This window comes from Actinospica robiniae DSM 44927 (assembly GCF_000504285.1).
GTDB classification, from domain to species: Bacteria; Actinomycetota; Actinomycetes; order Streptomycetales; family Catenulisporaceae; genus Actinospica; species Actinospica robiniae.
This window is the reverse complement of the sequence record NZ_KI632511.1, coordinates 508,128-525,406: the sequence shown is the minus strand read 5'-3', so window position 1 is coordinate 525,406 and position 17,279 is coordinate 508,128. Positions and strand designations below refer to the sequence as shown.

Annotated in this window: 17 protein-coding genes and 1 pseudogene; 6 read left to right on the top strand and 12 right to left on the bottom strand. The window is 69.2% G+C overall.

The window, feature by feature from the left end; genetic code table 11:
• Window positions 1–4 precede the first annotated feature (4 nt).
• Entirely contained in the window at window positions 5–1,510 is a 1,506-nt protein-coding gene (locus ACTRO_RS02210; protein ID WP_034260787.1) for an AfsR/SARP family transcriptional regulator, read from the bottom strand.
• Window positions 1,511–1,983: 473 nt separating this feature from the next.
• Here ACTRO_RS02210 and ACTRO_RS02205 point away from each other — a divergent pair, with 473 nt between their 5' ends.
• Window positions 1,984–2,613 (top strand): ATP-binding cassette domain-containing protein, encoded by a 630-nt coding sequence (locus tag ACTRO_RS02205; protein WP_157436769.1) that lies wholly within the window; start codon window positions 1,984–1,986, stop codon window positions 2,611–2,613.
• Here the strand turns inward: ACTRO_RS02205 and ACTRO_RS02200 are convergent.
• The 5 genes from ACTRO_RS02200 to ACTRO_RS46665 all read right to left on the bottom strand — a co-directional run bounded on the left by ACTRO_RS02200 (window position 2,599) and on the right by ACTRO_RS46665 (window position 8,258).
• Window positions 2,599–3,150, bottom strand: coding sequence for a methyltransferase domain-containing protein (locus ACTRO_RS02200; RefSeq protein ID WP_051450175.1), 552 nt, complete (start codon window positions 3,148–3,150; stop codon window positions 2,599–2,601). The two genes, ACTRO_RS02205 and ACTRO_RS02200, sit on opposite strands and share 15 nt — an antisense overlap.
• Window positions 3,151–3,172: 22 nt before the next feature.
• Entirely contained in the window at window positions 3,173–4,888 is a 1,716-nt protein-coding gene (locus ACTRO_RS02195; RefSeq protein WP_157436768.1) for an IS1182 family transposase, read from the bottom strand.
• A gap of 61 nt (window positions 4,889–4,949) precedes the next feature.
• Window positions 4,950–5,234 (bottom strand): methyltransferase domain-containing protein, encoded by a 285-nt coding sequence (locus ACTRO_RS50655; protein ID WP_034260783.1) that lies wholly within the window; start codon window positions 5,232–5,234, stop codon window positions 4,950–4,952.
• Between the two features lie 153 nt (window positions 5,235–5,387).
• Window positions 5,388–7,214, bottom strand: coding sequence for a choice-of-anchor P family protein (locus tag ACTRO_RS02185; protein WP_034260781.1), 1,827 nt, complete (start codon window positions 7,212–7,214; stop codon window positions 5,388–5,390).
• Between the two features lie 492 nt (window positions 7,215–7,706).
• Window positions 7,707–8,258 (bottom strand): hypothetical protein, encoded by a 552-nt coding sequence (locus tag ACTRO_RS46665; protein WP_157435654.1) that lies wholly within the window; start codon window positions 8,256–8,258, stop codon window positions 7,707–7,709.
• Between the two features lie 887 nt (window positions 8,259–9,145).
• On the opposite strand from ACTRO_RS46665, the gene ACTRO_RS02175 reads away from it, so the two are divergent.
• Complete coding sequence (locus ACTRO_RS02175; RefSeq protein WP_211244053.1) at window positions 9,146–9,670, top strand: hypothetical protein; 525 nt, start codon at window positions 9,146–9,148, stop codon at window positions 9,668–9,670.
• Window positions 9,671–10,086: 416 nt separating this feature from the next.
• Here the strand turns inward: ACTRO_RS02175 and ACTRO_RS02170 are convergent, their stop codons facing one another.
• Window positions 10,087–10,821, bottom strand: a complete 735-nt coding sequence (locus tag ACTRO_RS02170; protein WP_051450174.1) for a ZIP family metal transporter — start codon at window positions 10,819–10,821, stop codon at window positions 10,087–10,089.
• A 313-nt stretch (window positions 10,822–11,134) separates the two neighbouring features.
• On the opposite strand from ACTRO_RS02170, the gene ACTRO_RS02165 reads away from it, so the two are divergent.
• On the top strand, window positions 11,135–12,184 hold the full coding sequence (locus tag ACTRO_RS02165) for a cation diffusion facilitator family transporter (protein ID WP_034272660.1): 1,050 nt from the start codon (window positions 11,135–11,137) through the stop codon (window positions 12,182–12,184).
• Between the two features lie 253 nt (window positions 12,185–12,437).
• Window positions 12,438–13,784 (top strand): outer membrane protein assembly factor BamB family protein, encoded by a 1,347-nt coding sequence (locus ACTRO_RS02160; RefSeq protein ID WP_084315895.1) that lies wholly within the window; start codon window positions 12,438–12,440, stop codon window positions 13,782–13,784.
• A gap of 23 nt (window positions 13,785–13,807) precedes the next feature.
• Here ACTRO_RS02160 and ACTRO_RS48530 read toward each other — a convergent pair whose 3' ends face one another.
• Window positions 13,808–14,056 (bottom strand): HNH endonuclease signature motif containing protein, encoded by a 249-nt coding sequence (locus ACTRO_RS48530; RefSeq protein ID WP_051450173.1) that lies wholly within the window; start codon window positions 14,054–14,056, stop codon window positions 13,808–13,810.
• A gap of 19 nt (window positions 14,057–14,075) precedes the next feature.
• Between ACTRO_RS48530 and ACTRO_RS48525 the strand changes: the two genes are divergently transcribed.
• The gene (locus tag ACTRO_RS48525; protein WP_051450172.1) at window positions 14,076–14,261 is read left to right on the top strand and encodes a hypothetical protein; all 186 of its coding nucleotides are present in this window, start codon (window positions 14,076–14,078) and stop codon (window positions 14,259–14,261) included.
• Between the two features lie 401 nt (window positions 14,262–14,662).
• On the opposite strand, the gene ACTRO_RS02150 is transcribed toward ACTRO_RS48525, so the two are convergent.
• The 4 genes from ACTRO_RS02150 to ACTRO_RS02140 all read right to left on the bottom strand — a co-directional run bounded on the left by ACTRO_RS02150 (window position 14,663) and on the right by ACTRO_RS02140 (window position 16,947).
• Window positions 14,663–15,772: an NHL repeat-containing protein gene (locus tag ACTRO_RS02150; protein ID WP_051450171.1), complete on the bottom strand. Its 1,110-nt coding sequence runs from the start codon at window positions 15,770–15,772 to the stop codon at window positions 14,663–14,665.
• Window positions 15,773–15,982: 210 nt separating this feature from the next.
• The gene (locus tag ACTRO_RS48520; RefSeq protein ID WP_211244051.1) at window positions 15,983–16,177 is read right to left on the bottom strand and encodes a hypothetical protein; all 195 of its coding nucleotides are present in this window, start codon (window positions 16,175–16,177) and stop codon (window positions 15,983–15,985) included.
• A 75-nt stretch (window positions 16,178–16,252) separates the two neighbouring features.
• Entirely contained in the window at window positions 16,253–16,429 is a 177-nt protein-coding gene (locus ACTRO_RS48515) for a hypothetical protein (RefSeq protein ID WP_211244050.1), read from the bottom strand.
• Between the two features lie 59 nt (window positions 16,430–16,488).
• Window positions 16,489–16,947 carry a DUF2231 domain-containing protein gene (locus tag ACTRO_RS02140; RefSeq protein ID WP_034260775.1) on the bottom strand — a complete coding sequence of 153 codons (459 nt, stop codon included), beginning with the start codon at window positions 16,945–16,947 and terminating at the stop codon, window positions 16,489–16,491.
• Between ACTRO_RS02140 and ACTRO_RS50650 the strand changes: the two are divergent.
• Window positions 16,938–17,278 (top strand): annotated as a pseudogene (locus ACTRO_RS50650) (helix-turn-helix domain-containing protein); the annotation flags it as partial. The gene ACTRO_RS02140 and the pseudogene ACTRO_RS50650 sit on opposite strands and share 10 nt — an antisense overlap.
• Window position 17,279: the final 1 nt, after the last annotated feature.

The window sequence follows — 17,279 nt, the reverse complement described above, 5'->3', positions numbered from 1 at the left end:
GGTTTCATGCCTCCCCTAGCCCGCCCCGCGAACGTATGAGCCGGGGATATACGTCGGATACATGAAGCGTCCGACGAGGCCATCCGGCGGGATCGGCGTGCTCGGGGGCCGGGTGGACGGAGGCTGGGTGGACGACGGGGGCTGGGCGCGGCGGAGCCGGGCGAAGCGGCTCGACCCGCTGCAGGTGCGTCGCCCAGTCCAGCCCCGCGAGATCCTCGGAGCCCGCGACGAGCACCGCGCACAGCTTGCCTGCCGGAATGAGGCGCTGGATCTGCCGGGCATCGGTGACGTTGTCGAGCACCACCAGGAGCCTGGAGGTCGCCACGGCGGTCCGGTACCGCGCCGCCGCGTCGTCCGCCTCGAGCGGCGGCAGGCTCAGCGGCACGTCGAGCGAACGCAGCATCCGGGTCAGGACGTGCAGGGAGAGGTCGGCCGGCTCGACGGAGGCCGAGACGGCGGCGATGTCGACGTAGAGCTGTCCATCCGGGAACTGGTCGCGCAAGCCCGCGGCGATGTGGTGGGCCAGGGTCGAGGTGCCGGCGCCGCGGGAGCCGTGCAGGACGACGACGCACGGGCAGTCGCAGGCGCTTGCGGTGCTGTCCAGCGACTGAACGACGACACGCTGAACGGCCGTGATCTGCGTATCCCTGCCCGCGAGGCGCCCGAAGGCCGGAGGCAACTCTCGGGGGACCGCGCGGGCGTGCCCGGCGTGCCCGCCGGGCTCGGCCGGCCTCTTGAGCGGCTCGAGGCGGACTTCCCGGTTGAGCATCGCCAGGTACAGCTCGACGAGCTCGGAACCGGGCTCCACGCCGAGTTCGTCGCGCAGCGCGGCGTATGCCTCGCGGTAAGCGTCGAGCGCACCGGAAACGTCGCCGAGTTGGTAGCGCACCCGCATCAACGCGGCCCAGAGGCGCTCACGCAGCGGAAACTCGAGCGTCAGGCTACGCATCTCGTCGTGCAGCCGTGCGAGCGCGCCGAGCCGCAGCCGCGCCTCGACGCAGTCTTCGATCACCGTGAGGCGCTCCTCCTGGAGCGCGTGCAGCCGGTGCGCGATCGAGCCGACCGTGCTCAGGTCGGCCCCGGCCGGCCCGTGCCAGCAGCTGAGCGCGCTGGTGAACAGCTCGACCGCGTCCTCGCTGTCCCCGCGCGCCAGGGCGAGCCTTCCGCGCTGGGCCCTCGAGCGGAAGCATTCGAGGTCGAACTCGTCGCCGCGCTCGAGGCGCAGCGCGTAGCCCTGCGCGACGCCGTGGAGCCGCTCGATCCCGTCTCGGTTCACGGCCGTGCGCAGCTGCGAGGTGTAGGTCCGGATGTTGGCCAGCGCGGAGCGGGGCGGCTCGCCGTCCCAGAGCGAGGCCGAGATCGCCTCGAGCGACACGATGTGGCCGGCCGCGAGCAGCAGCGTCGAGAGCAGTCCGCGCGCCTTGGGCGGCCCGAGCGAGGTGCCGCCGATCTCCGCGTGACCGCGCGGGATCACCGCGACCGGACCGAGGATCCGAAAGCTGATACTCATCGCGATTCCCCATCCCTCTGCGAAGCCCGGCAGGGCCTCGGCCGTGAGGGCCGCCCTGGTGGAGCAGACCGCGCTGGTTCATCCCCACGCGTACGGTGACATGAATACAGTGATGAGCGTAGCAATGTTTTGCGTCGGTCGGAATGACTTTTTGCACGGAGTCGTACCGTACTGGACGCAGGCAGGGAGATCTCGCCTCCGCGAACCCGCCGCTCCTTCCCGGCTCAAGGATCGCGCCGCACGCCGTCCGGCCCGTACCGCCATCTTAAAGTTCGCAACTGCCATAGCGTACGCTGAAAAAAACCTACCTCACTTGACGTACCTCAGGGGCCTGCTGCAAAGTACATCTGTCGAAGCGGTCCCGCGCATGCTCCAGCCTGCCGGGAGGGAGGCAGGGGGTACCGGTGCCGACTCCGGAGATCCACATCGAGGTCAGTGGGCTGCGAAAGTCCTTCACCGCCGGCGAGGTGCACATCTCGGCGGTCGACGAGGTGGACCTGAAGATCGAGTCGGGCAGCGTGCTCGCGCTCACCGGACCGTCGGGATCCGGGAAGTCCACGCTGCTGCATCTGCTCGGCGCGATCGAGCGGGCCGACGCCGGCACGATCCGGGTCGGCGAGGTCGAGGTGACCGCGGCCAGGCGCGGAGCCCTCGCCGACTACCGCGCCTCGGTGGGCTTCGTCTTCCAGCGCTTCCACCTGCTGCCCGCCCTCACCGCCCGCGACAACGTGCTCGCCCCGCTGCTCGCCAGGCGCGGCGACCGCGCCGCGCAGCGCAGGCGCGCCGACGAACTGCTCGACGCGGTCGGTCTCGGCGGACGCGGGAACTCGCTGCCCTCCCAGCTCTCCGGCGGCCAGCAGCAGCGCATCGCCATAGCCAGAGCCCTGATCGGCGCTCCGGTCCTGCTCCTGGCCGACGAGCCGACGGGCAATCTCGACTCGGCGACCGGCAAGGAGATCGTCGATCTGCTCATCGCACTCAACGAGGAGCACGGCATGACCATGGTCATCGCCACCCACGATCTCGGTATCGCAGCCTCCTGTGGCCGCGCGATCGCCATGCTCGACGGCAGGATCGTCAGCGACACCTCAGGAGGCAGATGATTCGCTCTCGCGCACGGCGATCAGATGCAACAAGGCAGCCACCTGCCGATATGGGTCAGTCCGGCCGGCCCTCTCCTCGAAGTGCAGGATGGCGTCCAACGTCGCCTCGTCCGGAAGCGCCGCGTCTGAGGCGGCCGTGTCGGTGAACACCCGAACCCCGTACCACCGCGTCACGGGCAACCGCCGAAGAGCCAGTTCAGCCGCCAGCTCCGCCAACCGGTCGGCGCGGGCGTCGACGCCGATCCGATTCCGGTACACGTCACCGTCGAACGCCTTGCCGACACCGTCCCAGTCGCCAAGCAGCCCGGGGCGCATCGCCAAGGCGTCACCGTTGCGCACGAGAAGCGACACGATCCCGCCCGGGGCCACGACCTGCGCGATGGCATCCAGCAACGGACCAGGGTCCGGGAAGTACATCAGCACGCCGTGACACAGCACGACGTCGAAGCTTGCCGGCGCGAACAACTCGCCGATCGCCTCGGCCTCGCCTCGGATCAGCCGCACCTGGTCACTGACCGTCGAGGGCTCCGCCGCCAACGCGACCCTGGTGGTTTATTCGTCAGGCGATAAGTGAGAGTTCGAGGCGGCCGAGGTGACTTGTTCTGGTTCGGTCGAGAATCTGGCCGTTCCAGTAGGCGTCGAGGCGGATCAGGTTGATAGCGCATGCGGTCAGGACGTGGTGTAGTCGGGTCTTGTCGATGCCTCGGTAGCGTGTCCGGCGGATCCCGAGGTCGATGGCCTGGTTGATGGTGCCCTCGACTCCGGCGCGGAGGGCGTATCGGGCCTGCCAGGCCTTGGTCGACTGGTCGGCGCGGGCTTTGAGCTGGAGCTCGTGGACTTCTCGCTGGGGCACGGTGACTTGTCGGCCGCCTTTCTTGCGGCGGGTGCACAGGTCTCGGGCCGGGCATCGGATGCAGCCGGCCGCCGGGAACGTCACGACGATCTTCGCGGTGCCGTTCTGGACGCATGGGGTCCACGCTGAGCTGCTCTGGCCTTGCGGGCAGGTCGCACTCCGGGCGCCGAAGTCGAAGGTGAAGGCCGACCGGTCGTATCCGGCACCGGCTTTGGCCTGCGCCGAGGTGTCGGCCAGCAGAGGGGTGACCAGGTCGATCCCGTGCTCGGCCTTGGACGAGAGCACCAGAGCCGCAGACGGGTAGCCGGAATCGAGGTAGTGCTCGGCCGGGGTCAGGCCCCGATCGGCGAGCATGGTGTGGACCTGCGCGGTCATCGCCACATCCGGCACGGTCGCGTTCGTGGTGGCGACGTTGGTGATGATGTTCGGCGGATCCAGCCTGCGGGAGGCATCGCCGGGAGCAGGCTCATCCGGCCAGTCGCAGGTCTCGGTCAGATGGACCTTGTAGCCGCACCAGAACAGGTCATCGCCTTTGGCCGCCCACCGGGCCTCGGGATCATAGGGGGAGGCGATCCGCGATGGGGCCGGCGGGATGCCGTCCTTCTCCGCATCCCGCCGTCTGATCACCTGCTTCCCGGTCTCCTCCTCGTACACGTAGTAGTTCTGCAGCAGCACCCGCCGCAACACCCCCACCGCCGGAATTTCACGCAGCCACACCGGCGCCGAGGCCGCGTACACGGCGTTGACCAGGGCGAACCCGTCCTGGCCGTAGTCGGCCGTGAGCTGGTCGCGTTTGGTTTGCGAGGTCGGCAGACGCCAAGAATCGATCCGCCGCCCGTAGCGCGCCGACCAACCCGCGACATCGAACTCGGACGCGAACCACCCCGGAGCCGCCGCGACGAGGGCTTCGGCCGCGGCCCGCACCGACTCCCCGGCCAGCTCCAGCCGGTTCAAATCCCGCACCGCCGAGACCACATGCGTGGAATCCGTACGCTGCTTCCCACCCGCCTTGACCAGGCCCCGCTCCACCAACGCGACCAGCAGCACGTCCAACAGATGCTGCTCGAGCCCACCTTCGAGCACCCGGGAACGGAACTCCGGCAGCACGCTGTGATCGAATCCGGGATCATCCAGCCCCAGCCCGAGCGCGTACTTCCACGACAGATCCCGGCCCGCCGCCTCCGCAGCCTGCCGATCGGTCAGCTTCTGCGCCATCTGAAACACGCTCACCAGCGCAAGGCGCCCCGGCGAATAGCCCGGCCGACCCCGCACCCCGAACCCCGCCACGAACCCCTCATCCGGGAACACCTCCCCGAGCATGTCCCTGACCTGCACCGCCAACGGCAGCACCTTGCGCCGGTAGATCGCCTTGATCGCCGCAGCAACCTGCGGATCCGGCTCCGGCCACGGCGCGGGCTGCATCGACACGACCCTCATCCTCCCCGCAGGCGAAGATCGGAGACAAGCCGCCCGCCAGGCAACCCTACGAGATCAGAACCCTGCCGAATAAACCACCAGGGTCCAACGCAGCCCGAAAAACACCGAGCAGCTGATCCGACGAATCCAACCCGGTAATGACGTGTCCTCGACGAGCCAACCGGAGAGCCTGCGTGCCCTGACCGCAGCCGACATCGAGCACCCGCCGCTGCGGAAGGTCCGGCAAGTGCGCCGCGACCTGTCGCGCCACGACCTCTTGCCGGACCACTTGCCGGAGCGTGCCCAATCGCGCTCGCCACTTCTCCTCGCCCACTGCGAAGCCAATGCTCATGACATTCCTCGTACAGTCGCATGTGAACGGCCTGGAGAAGACGGAGTCCGCCGGTTGAAGCAGTCGGCCGACGAACGGGAGTCGTTCCGGAGGTACGCGGCGTGGCCGCCGTCGAGGGCGGCGGTGGCCACGCCGCGTACCGTCCGCCCGCTCCTACGGGCAGTTCTCGATGTCGCTGGTGGACGAGGCCAGGACCACGTCGGCGTTCACCAGGTCCAGACCGAGGGCGTTGATCTTGACGTGCACCGCGTTCACGGTCAGCGTGCCGGGGCCGGCGATCTGCTCATTCAGGATCAGGCTGACACCCAGTACGCTGATCTTCGTGTTCGGGGCGATCACGGTCGGCTTGGCGATCACGACCACGCCCCCGACGCTCAGGTAGGCGATGGTGGTGTTGCCCGCCTCCGCGGCGCAGGTGCTCGAGGACTGCGACTGGATCGCGCCGACGCTGATCACCGGTACTCCCGGCAACCCGATCTTCGTGCTGTCGATCGACGCCTGGGCGATGGACTGGGCCGGTGACTGCGAGGTGGTGAGCTTCGCGCACACGTTGCTGGAGGTGATCAGGCCGGAGAGGGTGACGACGCACGGCGGTGCGACCGTCTCGGCTGCGGTGGTGGCGATCGCGCCGGTGTCCGGGGTCGGGTTGACGGTCAGCAGCTGAAGCCCGAGGGCCGATGTGGAGGCCGAGAGGCCGTAGGCGCGCCCGGTGAGGGTTTGCGGCGTGACCCGGACCGTCTCTTTTCCGCAGCCGCTGACAGCGGAGTCGTTGTTGGCATCGCCGCTGTAGGTGGCCACCCAGTCGTAGGTTCCGGGGGCGGTGACTTGGACGTTGCCGGAGGAGTAGGCACCGTCGCCACTCGCCGGGTCGCTGTGCTGGTACAGCGCGTTCTGGCAGTCGGTGTCGCCGGGGGCGTAGAGGGAGAAGACGACGTTGCCGGTTCCGGCGTAGGAGCCAGCGAGGTTGGCGGTGTCGGAGACGGTGCCGCCGACCGGGACGGAAGCCGACGGCGTCGTACCCAGAGTCGGACTGGCCTTGGTGACCGTCACCGTTTCGCTGCCACAAGCGGTGGCCGCCACCGGGTTGTTATTGGCGTCGCCGCCGTAGGACACGGTCCATCGGTACGTACCCGGGGCCGTGGCCGTCACGCCGCCGGAGGAATAAGCGGCGTTGCCGTCGACCGGTGCGGTCAAGACGCTGATGGGCGTCTGGCAGGTCGGGTCGGCGGGGCCGTACAGGTCGAAGGTGAGCGTGCCGTCCGGCACCCGGCCGTTGGCCAGCAGCGCCGAGTCGGAGATCGAGCCGCCGACGGCGGTTCCCGGCGAGGGCGTGGTCGAGGAGATGGCCGGGCTGGCTTTCGGAATCACGATCGACGCACCGGTCAGGTTCTCCTCGAGCGAGAAGAACGCACTCGCCCCGGCGTCGAGTCCGGCGGAGGCGGTGCAGCTCGCTGCGGTGTTTCCGGTGCACGAGTCGGCGAAAGTGACCACGCCGGCGGTCTTGTTCGCATTGATCCCGGAGTAGCTCACTCCGGGGCCGGCGTATTCGGTGGTGTCGAAGGGGCAGCCGGCCGGGGTGCCGGAGAACTCGCCGGAACAGATCCCGTCACCGTCGAATCCGAAGATGTCGGTGTTCGAGGTGAGCGTGACGTCCGGGATGGCCACTCCGGCGTCGTTGAGCACTCCGACCTCGGTGTCGTCGCTCCCGTCGTACGGGTTGCCGCTGCTCGGGTCGCTCAGCACGGAGACCGAGCCGTCGGCCTGGAAGACCAGCAGCACCGCGCAGCCGTGCGCGTTGCCGACGGCGGGGCACTCGTGGAAGGGCGGGGACGGGTTGTTCGCGGCCGAGGCCGGAGCGGCCGAGGTCGCGAGGCCGGCGGCGACCAGCGCGGCCAGCGCGGCGACGGCCGCACGTCGCGACGGGCGCCGCTGCGGATGCAGGCGCGCGCCGAAGCCGCGGCGCAGTCGTTGCGATATCAAGGCGGGACCCCCAGAAGCTCACATGAATGTGCGCACCGGGCCGGTGCGCACGTGAGTCATCGTCCGCTCGCGCGCGCCACACCCCCATCACTCGAACGGGTGAGTATGTCTGAGCGCACTCGCCACCCGCCTCGATCGCGTGCATCGCCGCAGGTCCAACGCCCGGTCCGGATCGAACGGCGAGCGCGTGTCGCACTCGTGCGCCCTGGCGCACCCCGCGCACGGCGGGAACTCGGCGAAGATACGCGCGGGTGGAGCCGCCCGTTCTGCGACCGGCGCGGCAGGGTCGGAGACGAGGCCGCAGTTCAAGCCGACCGCAGGCAGGGCCACGGGCTCACCTGGCTGCGTGTCAGGCTGTCAATCCCGGCCGGACGCCAACACCGGCTCCATGAGGTGGCCGCCGGTCGGGCGAGCGGCTAGACAGGCTATGCCAGATACCGATGCATTCGTCTTCGATCTTCTCAGTCAAGTCGGCAGGATAATCCCACGCAGTCACCGCGAGCGGATGTCATCGCCACGGATCTTGCCCGCGACGAGCATGTCCGGCGGCTCGTGCTGATAGTAGTAATACCCTTCCTGGGGATAGCGGTGCAGATCCTTGACGTCGAAAGCACCGGCGACCAGGTTCCGGAGGTCGGCTTGCCCTGCCCTGCCGGCCTGCTCCCAGACTTCTGCGGGGATCTTCCAGTCGGCACCGGCCACCCTGGCGGCGTTGCGGCTTTCGGCCCCCGCTTTGACTGCCAATCCTATGGCGAGAATGAAATGGACGTATGCGTAGGCTTCCTTGGCGTGCTGGAGAGTCCTTGCTCCGGGGTGGTATACGAGCCAGTCGTCCTGATCCGGCCCCGCGAACTGGACGCAGGCTACCAGCGGGCTGGATCCCTGAATAAACCCGGTCACCCTTGACAGAGCATTACCGTGATCGTATCTCGCGTCGAGAACGGTCATCGCATTCGGGGTTCGCGACCGCGCGACACGTGCGTACTTGCCGTTACCGAAACTTGCATTCTCCAGCCAGATGTAGCCGTTCCGCGGAGTGGACACCGCACGACCCTTCACTTATGTGACGGACGATGAGGGAAAACTGCGGGGAGAGGAAAGAGTGTACGAGCACGCAGTTTCCAGTATCGAGAGCGTGCTTCGGCTTCGTCAACTCAAACGGCAAAGGATCAGTAACGCTTACGTAAAGATCACGGCAGGTAGCGCTGCACCGAGGCACTGCCTCCACGAAGCACTCAAGGCGAACGTCCGTACTGCCGACGAAGCCGCTGTGCCGACGGGGCGACAGTTGAGCAAGGCGGCGGATAGCTGGCGGACAAGACCGAGAACTAAGATGAAAGCTGAAGTGAACCAACGTCGCCGACTCAGATCCTTTCGAACCGGAGGCTCCGCTCCAGTCCGGGTGGGCGGTGATCGAACCGGAGCCGGCCGCGTGGCGTGCGCCCCGCTTCGAGCGGAATGCCGGCTCCAGCCCAATTTGGCCGGGTGCGCACATCCAGAATTCGGTGCCATCGTAGAGAACTGTGACATAAGTGTCTCCCCTCGTCGATGATCGCCACCGCCCAAAAAATGCAGTACCCTGAAACAGAATCCTCGCTCCAGTTCCCGAATATGGCGTCTGCCTGTTCGAGTCTGCGACAGCGCGCTGCGGCTCGCTCGACGCCACCACCCCGCTCGCCACGGAGTGCGGAATCCCGCCGGCCGACGTCTGCATGGCCAACGAGGATACCTATGAGCACGCAGCCTTCTTCCGCTTCCTCCCGATTTCGCGCCGCACTGCCTCGCTGACGAATACTGACAAGTCTGGGTCATCCGATCATCTAGACACAGGATGTTCACCCGCTCGGCCTATCGCCATGATCCCGCCGATGGTGTCCTGCCGTCAGGCCGCCCGATACCCACGTCGGGCGACGATCTGCGGGAGACCCCTGATGCGCTCTGCACGCCGCCTCACCGCCACCCTCACCGCCGCTGCGATCGGCGTGGCCGGCATCATCGCCGCCACGACCGCGCCGGCCCAGGCCGCCACCTGCTCCCAGTCCTACCTGCCGCTGCCCGACCCGTCCTGCACCCCGGGCGTCTACTACTCCGCGGTCACGCAGGCCACGATCAACAGCACGATATGCGTGTCCGGCTGGACCGCGACCGTCCGCCCGTCGACCTCGTACACCAACGGCCTCAAGGCCCAGGGCATTACCGACTACGGATACAGCGACACCAGCATGTCCGACTACGAGGAGGACCACTTCATCCCCCTCGAGCTCGGCGGCTCGCCGACCGACCCGAAGAACCTGTGGCCCGAGCCCCACGCCGGCGCCAAGAACTCCACCACCAAGGACGGCGTGGAGACCAAGCTGAAGAACGCCGTCTGCAAGGGCACCATCACCCTCGCCGCGGCTCGCAGCGCGATCAAGAACAACTGGACCACGGCCCTGTCGGTCACCGGAATCGGCTGACATCCGTCACGGCGGCGGACCGCCGCGTCCGCTACGAGTCGATGCCCGACTCCGCGCGGACGCGGCGGGAAGGGCTGAAACGGTGGAGATCGAGGATCGCGGGCGGCTCGGCGGCGCCGGGGCCGCCGGCCTGGACCCAGTCGCCGACGCCGGGGTTCTTCTCGGGCCGTCCGCAGCAGCAGCCGCGGCACACGGTGACGATGGCCGCGCCGGCTTTGCCAGGTGGCGCGTGGCGTGTTGTGCTGTTGTTGATGGCAGACGGGGCAGTAGCGTCACGGCATCGTCCACGCGACCTTGCAGCTCGAGCCGACCGAACACGACGACTGCGAACGGGTCGGCTGATGGTAAGCGCCGGGTCATGCTCGGGAGCGCGCATGGCCCGGACCGGGGTGGCCGACCGGAGCCGGTCGGCCGCGTCATCCGCCGAGGCGGTCCAGCACGTAGAGGATGATGAAGCCGGCGAAGAACATCGCGGTGAGGATCGGGGTGTCCGGGGCCTCCTCGTGTGCTTCGGTGATGAGCTCTTCGGCGACCAGGAACATCAGAGCCGCGATGCCGGCGGCCAGGACCGCGGTGAACAGCCACGCGGGGGCGTGGGCGAGGCCGACGACCGCTATCAGGGCGCCGATCGGAACGGCGAGGGAGAGCGATGAGGCGATCGCCGCGGCCTTGAGCATGCCGAGCGATTCGCGCAGTTCGCTGGTCACCGCGAGGGCGAGGAAGCCGATCTCGAGGGTGAGCGCGACGGTCAGGATCATGCCCTGGTTCGCGCCCAGGGTCGCGCCGATGCCGACCAGGACGCCGTCGATCACCAGGTCGACGGCGATGGCGACCAGCATCCCGGTGGGGAATCCGGCCCTCCCGGATATCTCGGCGGCCTTCTCGGTGCGCCGCTCCGCCGCCTGCAGCCCGAGCAGGATCGCGACGCCGACGCAGAACCCGACGACGGCGGCCGGCAGGTGGCCGGAGGCCTGGAGCTGCGGGACCACCTCGACGGCGGCTGCGGCGAAGACCACGCCGGCGGCGAAGTGCTGGACACCGGAGGTGAACTTCGGGCCGGGTGGGCGGCGCGCGGCTGCGAGCGAGCCGAGCACGGCCGCGGCGATCGGGAAGAGCACGAGCAGACCGGCTCTGGCCAGGTGTGAGCCCAAGAAGGACGTCCCCCCTCCGGGACCGTTGGAATACGACGAAGCTCCGCCACAAGGCGGCGGAGCACGCGCACGCTAGCAGCGAGTGAACCCGCGAAACAAACGCACAGCACACTGCCACACCCCGTCCGGCCTGCGCGGATAATGGAAATCAATGTCATTTCCGCGCGCCCGCTCATGGAAACCGATGTCGTTTCAGTGAGCGACATTCCATGGAAATCGATGTCATTGCAGGGTTTGGCGATACCCGGGTTCTACGGTGTACTTGGCCGGTCGACGGTACGTAGACGAATGGGCGAAGGGACGGCGCGTGGCACTGCACGAGCACCAGCACGGGTCCGGGCACGGGCACGGGCACGCGCCGGCTGACCGGCACGAGGATCACGGGCACGGGCATGCGCATGGCGTCTCGGCTGACGCGGACCGCCGGTGGCTGGGTATCGCGCTCGGGCTGATCACCGGATTCATGGCGGTCGAGGTGGTCGTCGGGCTGCTGGCGCACTCGCTCGCGCTGCTCTCGGATGCCGCGCACATGCTCACCGACGCAGGCTCGATCGTGCTGGCGCTGGTGGCGATGCGGTTGGCCGCGCGTCCGGCCCGCGGCAGCTACACCTTCGGGCTCAAGCGCGCCGAGATCCTCTCGGCGATGGCCAACGGGACGACGCTGCTGGTGTTATCGGCGTGGCTGACGGTGGAGGCGGTACGCCGGTTGATTTCGCCGCCGCCCGTGTCGGGCTCGCTGGTGCTTGCCGTCGCGCTGGTAGGGATCGTGGTGAACCTGGCGGCCGCGTGGGCGCTGTCGAAGGCGAACCGGACGTCGCTGAACGTCGAGGGCGCGTTCGCGCACATCGTGACGGACCTGTTCGCGTTCATCGCCACCGCGATCGCCGGCGGCGTGATGCTGGCCACCGGGTTCGCCCGCGCGGACGCGATCGCCTCGCTCGTGGTGGTCGCCCTCATGCTCAAGGCCGGGATAGGGCTGGTGCGCGCGTCCTCGCGCATCTTCCTCGAGGCCGCGCCCACCGGTATCCACCCCGATGAAGTGGGTGAGCACCTCGCGGGTGCCAAGTACGTCGCCGAGGTGCACGACCTGCACATCTGGGAGATCACCTCCGGGCAGAGCGCCCTGTCCGCGCACATCCTGGTGCTTGCGGGTGGCGACTGCCACAAGGTGCGCCGTGATCTGCAGCAGCTGCTGCGCGAGCGCTACCGCATCACCCACACGACCCTCCAGGTCGACCACGTCGGCGAGGACTACGACACCGGCGAGCTGCTGCAGATCGGCGCGGGCGTCGGGTGCGGCAGCGCGGTCGAGGACACCCACGGCCCGGTCCACCGTGCCGCGACGCACCAGCACCACGAATGAGCGAACCCGCGCGAAACCGGTGAGAGCCGCCGACTCGCCGCCGCAGCACTCGCGATCCTGGAAATTTCAGCCTTCACCCATGTTGTCCACCTCCGTCTCTGCGAGCTGACAGGCAGGTTCGGGACCGAGCGGACCTTTGCCTGGGTGGGACCCTGGCGGATGTCTCCGTGGTCCCTAGCCTGAGAACCGAAGGGGCCGATCACCCACAGCTTCGCTCGGCCCGGGTCAGACGCGTTGAACGAGGTGGCATCCCATGAGACGGATCTTCCTGCGGACCCTCGCGGCATCAGGGCTCTTGGTCGCAGGTGTGGCCCCCGCGGCGAGCGCCGCGAGCCCGCTCGGGCAGGTCACGCCCGGCGACTGGCCCACCTACCACCTCGACAACACGCGCGACGGCGACCAGACGAAGCTCGACCCGCTCACCACCCTGTCGATCGACTGGACCTCGACCCTCGACGGCGCGGTATACGGTCAGCCGCTGCTCGTCGGCGGACGGGTCTTCGCGGCCACCGAGAACGACACCGTGTACGCGATCAACCGGGCCACCGGCGCCGTCATCTGGTCCACCCACCTCGGCTCGCCCGAGCCGGACTCCGACCTGCCCTGCGGCGACATCGACCCGCTCGGCATCACCGGCACCATGGTCTACGACCCGGCGACCAACCGGCTCTTCGCCGTCGCCGAGAAGCTCGGCGGCAGCCACACCCTCGTCGGCATCAACGCCACCACCGGCGCCGTCGAGGTGCAGGCCTCCGTCGACCCGCCGCTGGGCACCGCCGCCGACCACCAGCAGCGCGGCGCGCTCACGCTCCTTGGCGGACGCGTCTACATTCCCTACGGCGGCCTGTACGGGGACTGCGGCAACTACATCGGCCAGGTCGTCTCCGTCGCCACCGACGGCACCGGCCTGACGAGCTACGCCGTTCCCACCAGCCGCGAAGCCGGGATCTGGGGTACCGCCGGCGGCGTCGTCAACGGCACGAACCTGCTCTTCACCGTCGGCAACGGCGCGTCCGACGCGGCCGGCGACCCGTACGACGGCAGCGACTCAGTGATCGAGCTCTCCCCCGCGCTCCAGCGCCTCGACTACTACGCGCCCACCGACTGGGCCACCCAGAACGCCGGCGACGCCGATCTCGGGTCGATGAGCCCTGCGCTGGTCGGCGGATACGTCTACGCGGACGGCAAAGAGGGCGTCGGCTACGTTCTCAATCCCAGCCAGCTCGGCGGGATCGGCGGCCAGGTCGCGGAACTGAACAACAACTGCGAGGCCTTCGGCGCCAGCGCGGTCGCCGGAAACACGATCTACCTCCCGTGCGCCGAGGGTCCGCAGGCGGTCACCGTCGCCGCCGACGGCACTCCGACGGTGCTGTGGAAATCCACCCTTCCCGCCGAAGGCTCCCCCACTGTCGGCGGCGGCGCGGTCTGGTGGGTGAACTACTTCGCCGGAGAGCTCTACGCCCTCGACCCGGCCACCGGCGCCGCCAAGGCACAGATCTACCTCGGCGGCCCGACCCCGAACTTCGTCTCCCCCACTCTGTCCGGCGACCAGGTCTTCGTCGGCACCGACACCGGCGTCGCCGCCGTCGCCGGAGCCTGACGGCAGACCGGCGGCACCGCGGCTCACGACACCCCGAGCTGCGCCTCCGCGGTCATCCAGTCCGCCGCTATCGCCTTCTGCGCGGCAGCCAGCGACACCTTCCCCGAGCACACCTCCTCGCGCAGATCGTTCTCCACCTTGTCCTTCGGGTTGGGCAGCTTCCCGATCTCCGGCCACAGGTTCGCCACGTCGTTCGCTCCGCCGAGTTCCAGCGGCACCAGGTGATCGAGCTCGGACACGGTGCCCGAGGCGATCCCATAGGCCTTGTACATCTGAGCCTTCAGCCGGTTCGTGGCCGAGGACGAAGGACGCACCTTCGCCGTGTACCCCGAGGCACATATCGTCGTCGTTATGTTCGCCTGCGTCACCGCCGGATCTATCGCACCCGGCGTGCACGACGCATCCGGGCGCGGCCCGGACAACGCACGGCACGAGTCCGGCGCGGTCCCGGTCAGCTTCCCGGGGTCGTGCACCTGAACCAGCCCGGCCGAACGCGCCTGCGGGCTCGAACTCCCCGAATCCGACGGCGACGGCGCGCCGCCAAGCGACGTACATCCCGAAACGCAAAACATGATCATCACAGCGGATATCAGAAATCTGCGCATGGCAACCTCACGGCACGGACGGACGGGTATGGCGGAGCCCTATCCTGTGCCACGCGGACGCCACGTCCAAACGAGTGTCAGCGAGCAGAGATGGAGACTCGCCGGACGGCGTGAGTCACGTTCCGTGGGGCGCGCCGGCAGAACTTCAGCACGCGCAGGTTCCCTCGTCAGGCTCGCAGGGCCCGGATCCGTTTTCGCTCGGACCAAGAATTCAGCCCGGCCGGGTTGCAGAGGCGCCCCGGCCGGGCTGGCACTCGTGAGCAGTACCGCCTGTCAGCGACGGTGCAGCAGCTTGAGCGTGTTGTCGGCGTCGTCGACGAAGTAGAGGCCGCCGTGCCGTGGCTTGAGGGCGATGCCGAACAGCGCTCCGGCGCCGGCCGGGGTGCCGGAGTCATCGAGCTGCACCGGCGGGCCCTGGGTGCCGTTCGGGGTGATCGAGACGAGGTTGCCGTCGCCGCCGTTGACGGTGAGGATCGTGCCGCGCCGGGTGGTGGTCAGCCCGAGCGGCCCGTTCAGGTGGCCGTTGCGGGTGACGGTCGATCCGGTGCCGGCGGTGCGAGTGCGCTTGAGCGCGTCGGGGATCGCCGCGATCCGATTGGCCGCAGTGTCCGCCACGTAGAGCGTGCCGCGGTTCGAGAGACCCACCCCGGTCGGGCCCACGACCAGCGCGTTCGGGTCGGTGCGCTCGGGGAAGCCGGAGCCGATCACGGTCACGGCCTCGGGCCTGGGCAGTCCGTACCCGCGCTGCGCGATACTCAGGGCGATGCGCAGGACCGTGCCGCGGCGCACCACGGCGCCGTTGCCGGCCACGGTGCCGTTGAGCACGTTGGTGACGAACAGGTCGGCGTGGTCGCCGTAGTCGGCGGCGGTCATGTCCCAGGGCCCGTTGATCCCCCAGCCGGCGATCGTCTCGCGCACCTTGCCGCGGCTGTCGAGCACGAGCAGGCAGCCGGCCTTGGCGGTGGCCGAGGTGCCGTCCTTGGTCGGCAGCGACCCGACGATCACCCAGCCCGAACGCAGGACGCTGAGCGCCGTGGTCAGCCCGACCCCGCCGGGGCAGCGGCCGGGCAGGTGCCGCGGGTCGACGTAGGCGAAGGTGGAGACCCGCCCCTTGGGCGTGATCTGCACGATCGTGCGGCCGGTGCCCTGCTGGTTGGCCTTGTTGTTGAAGTTGCTGACCAGGACGTTTCCGCGCTGCAGCGCCCCGATCGAGTCGGGCACGACGGCCACGCCGTACGGGTTGACGTCGCCGTTCCCCGGGACCGTGGAGGCGATGGTGGTGATGTCGGGCGCGACCGCGGCCGCCGCCGGGCCCGCGCAGAGGCCGAGGGCGATTGCGGCGAGTGCTCCGCCGGCGAGCAGCCGATTGCGTTGTCGAAACATGATAAAAGATCCTTTCCATAAGGCTGGAGAGAATCTAAACCCACTGGGAGGCGCGGTTCCGGCGGCGCGCCGACGGATCCGCCGACAGCGGCGTGTCGCGCCGTCGCCCACCGCCGCACGTGAGGGAACCGGCGGTCGGGCGCGTCGACGCGGCGAAGCTCGCCGACGCCGACGCGCCCCTGGACCAGGTCACTGCCGGCTGAGAGCCGGTCAGCCCTTGTGCTGGATCGCGGCGATCAGGACGAGGATGACGGTGGTGACGGCGAAGGCGCCGTGGGCGAGCACGACCGCCAGCGGGAAGTGCTTCTCGGCGAGGTCGACCGGGGCCGCGCCGGCCCCGGACGCGCCGCCTGCGGCCGGGACGGCGGCGCGGGAGCGGGCGTGCGGGAGCCAGCGGAAGAACATGGCCAGGCCGAGCAGCGCGGTCGGCAGCAGCAGGCCGAACGCGGTCCAGGCCAGCGCGTTCTTGCCGGTCGCGACCTAGACGATCCACACCACCAGGCCGGTCGCGGCGAGCAGGAAGTGACCGAAGATCACCGGCCGGGGCAGGCGCGAGGCGCCGGGCGAGCGCAGGGCGCCGCGGGCGATCCAGGTGCCCAGCAGGTAGAACCCGCCGAGCGCGGTGATCAGCCAGGTGATCAGGGCTGCGACTTTCATCTATGGCTCCTTCGTCGTGTTGCGTCGTGGTGTGTCATGCGGGTGGGTCGGAACGTGGGTCAGAACCCTTCGCGCTGGGTCCCCTCGTCGGCCACCCGCACGCCGTAGCGGTAGGTGAGCTTGCCGCCGAGGAACCCGGAGACGCCGAGCACGGCCAGGCTCGCCGCGGAGAGCGCGAACTGCCCGCCGGAGACAGCGAGGTCGTGGCCGTATCCGCCGTGCCGCCAGGCGAATCCGCCCGCATAGGCGGCGGTGACCGCCAGGTTCAGGCTCATGTGGATCAGTGCCGTGCGGAAGGCGCGGGTGCCGACCGGGATGGCGAACAGGTCCAGGAACCCCACGCAGGCTGCTGCGAGGGCGCCGGGGTCGCCGGCGAGGTGCGAGCCGATGTCGAACACCAGGCTGGCCACCCAGGCGCCGATCGGCACCGTCACCAGCAGCGGATGGATCGGGTGGCCGTAGGGCCCGGCCAGTGCGGCCGAGACCGGGTGTTTGGCGTCGGGCTGAGGGATGCTCACGGTGCCTCCTTCGGGCCGCTTTCCACCTCGACAAGCTCGTGGACGTCGGCCTGCTGCGCACCCGCTTCGACGCGCCCGACCGGGCACGCAAGGTCGGGCGCGCCCCCAAGCTCTACGAACCCGCCCCCGACGCGATCCGCGACTCCATCCCCGAACGCCGGCACGAACTGCTCGCCGAAATCCTTGCCGCCGCGGTCACCGCCCCGGGCGCCTCGGCACAGAACGCGCGCTGAGCCTGGCCGCGTGCAGCCTCGAGGAGTTCGGCTTCGAACCCGAACGCACCGCCCCCGACCAGGTGCTACTGCGCAACTGCCCGTTCCACCCGCTCGCGA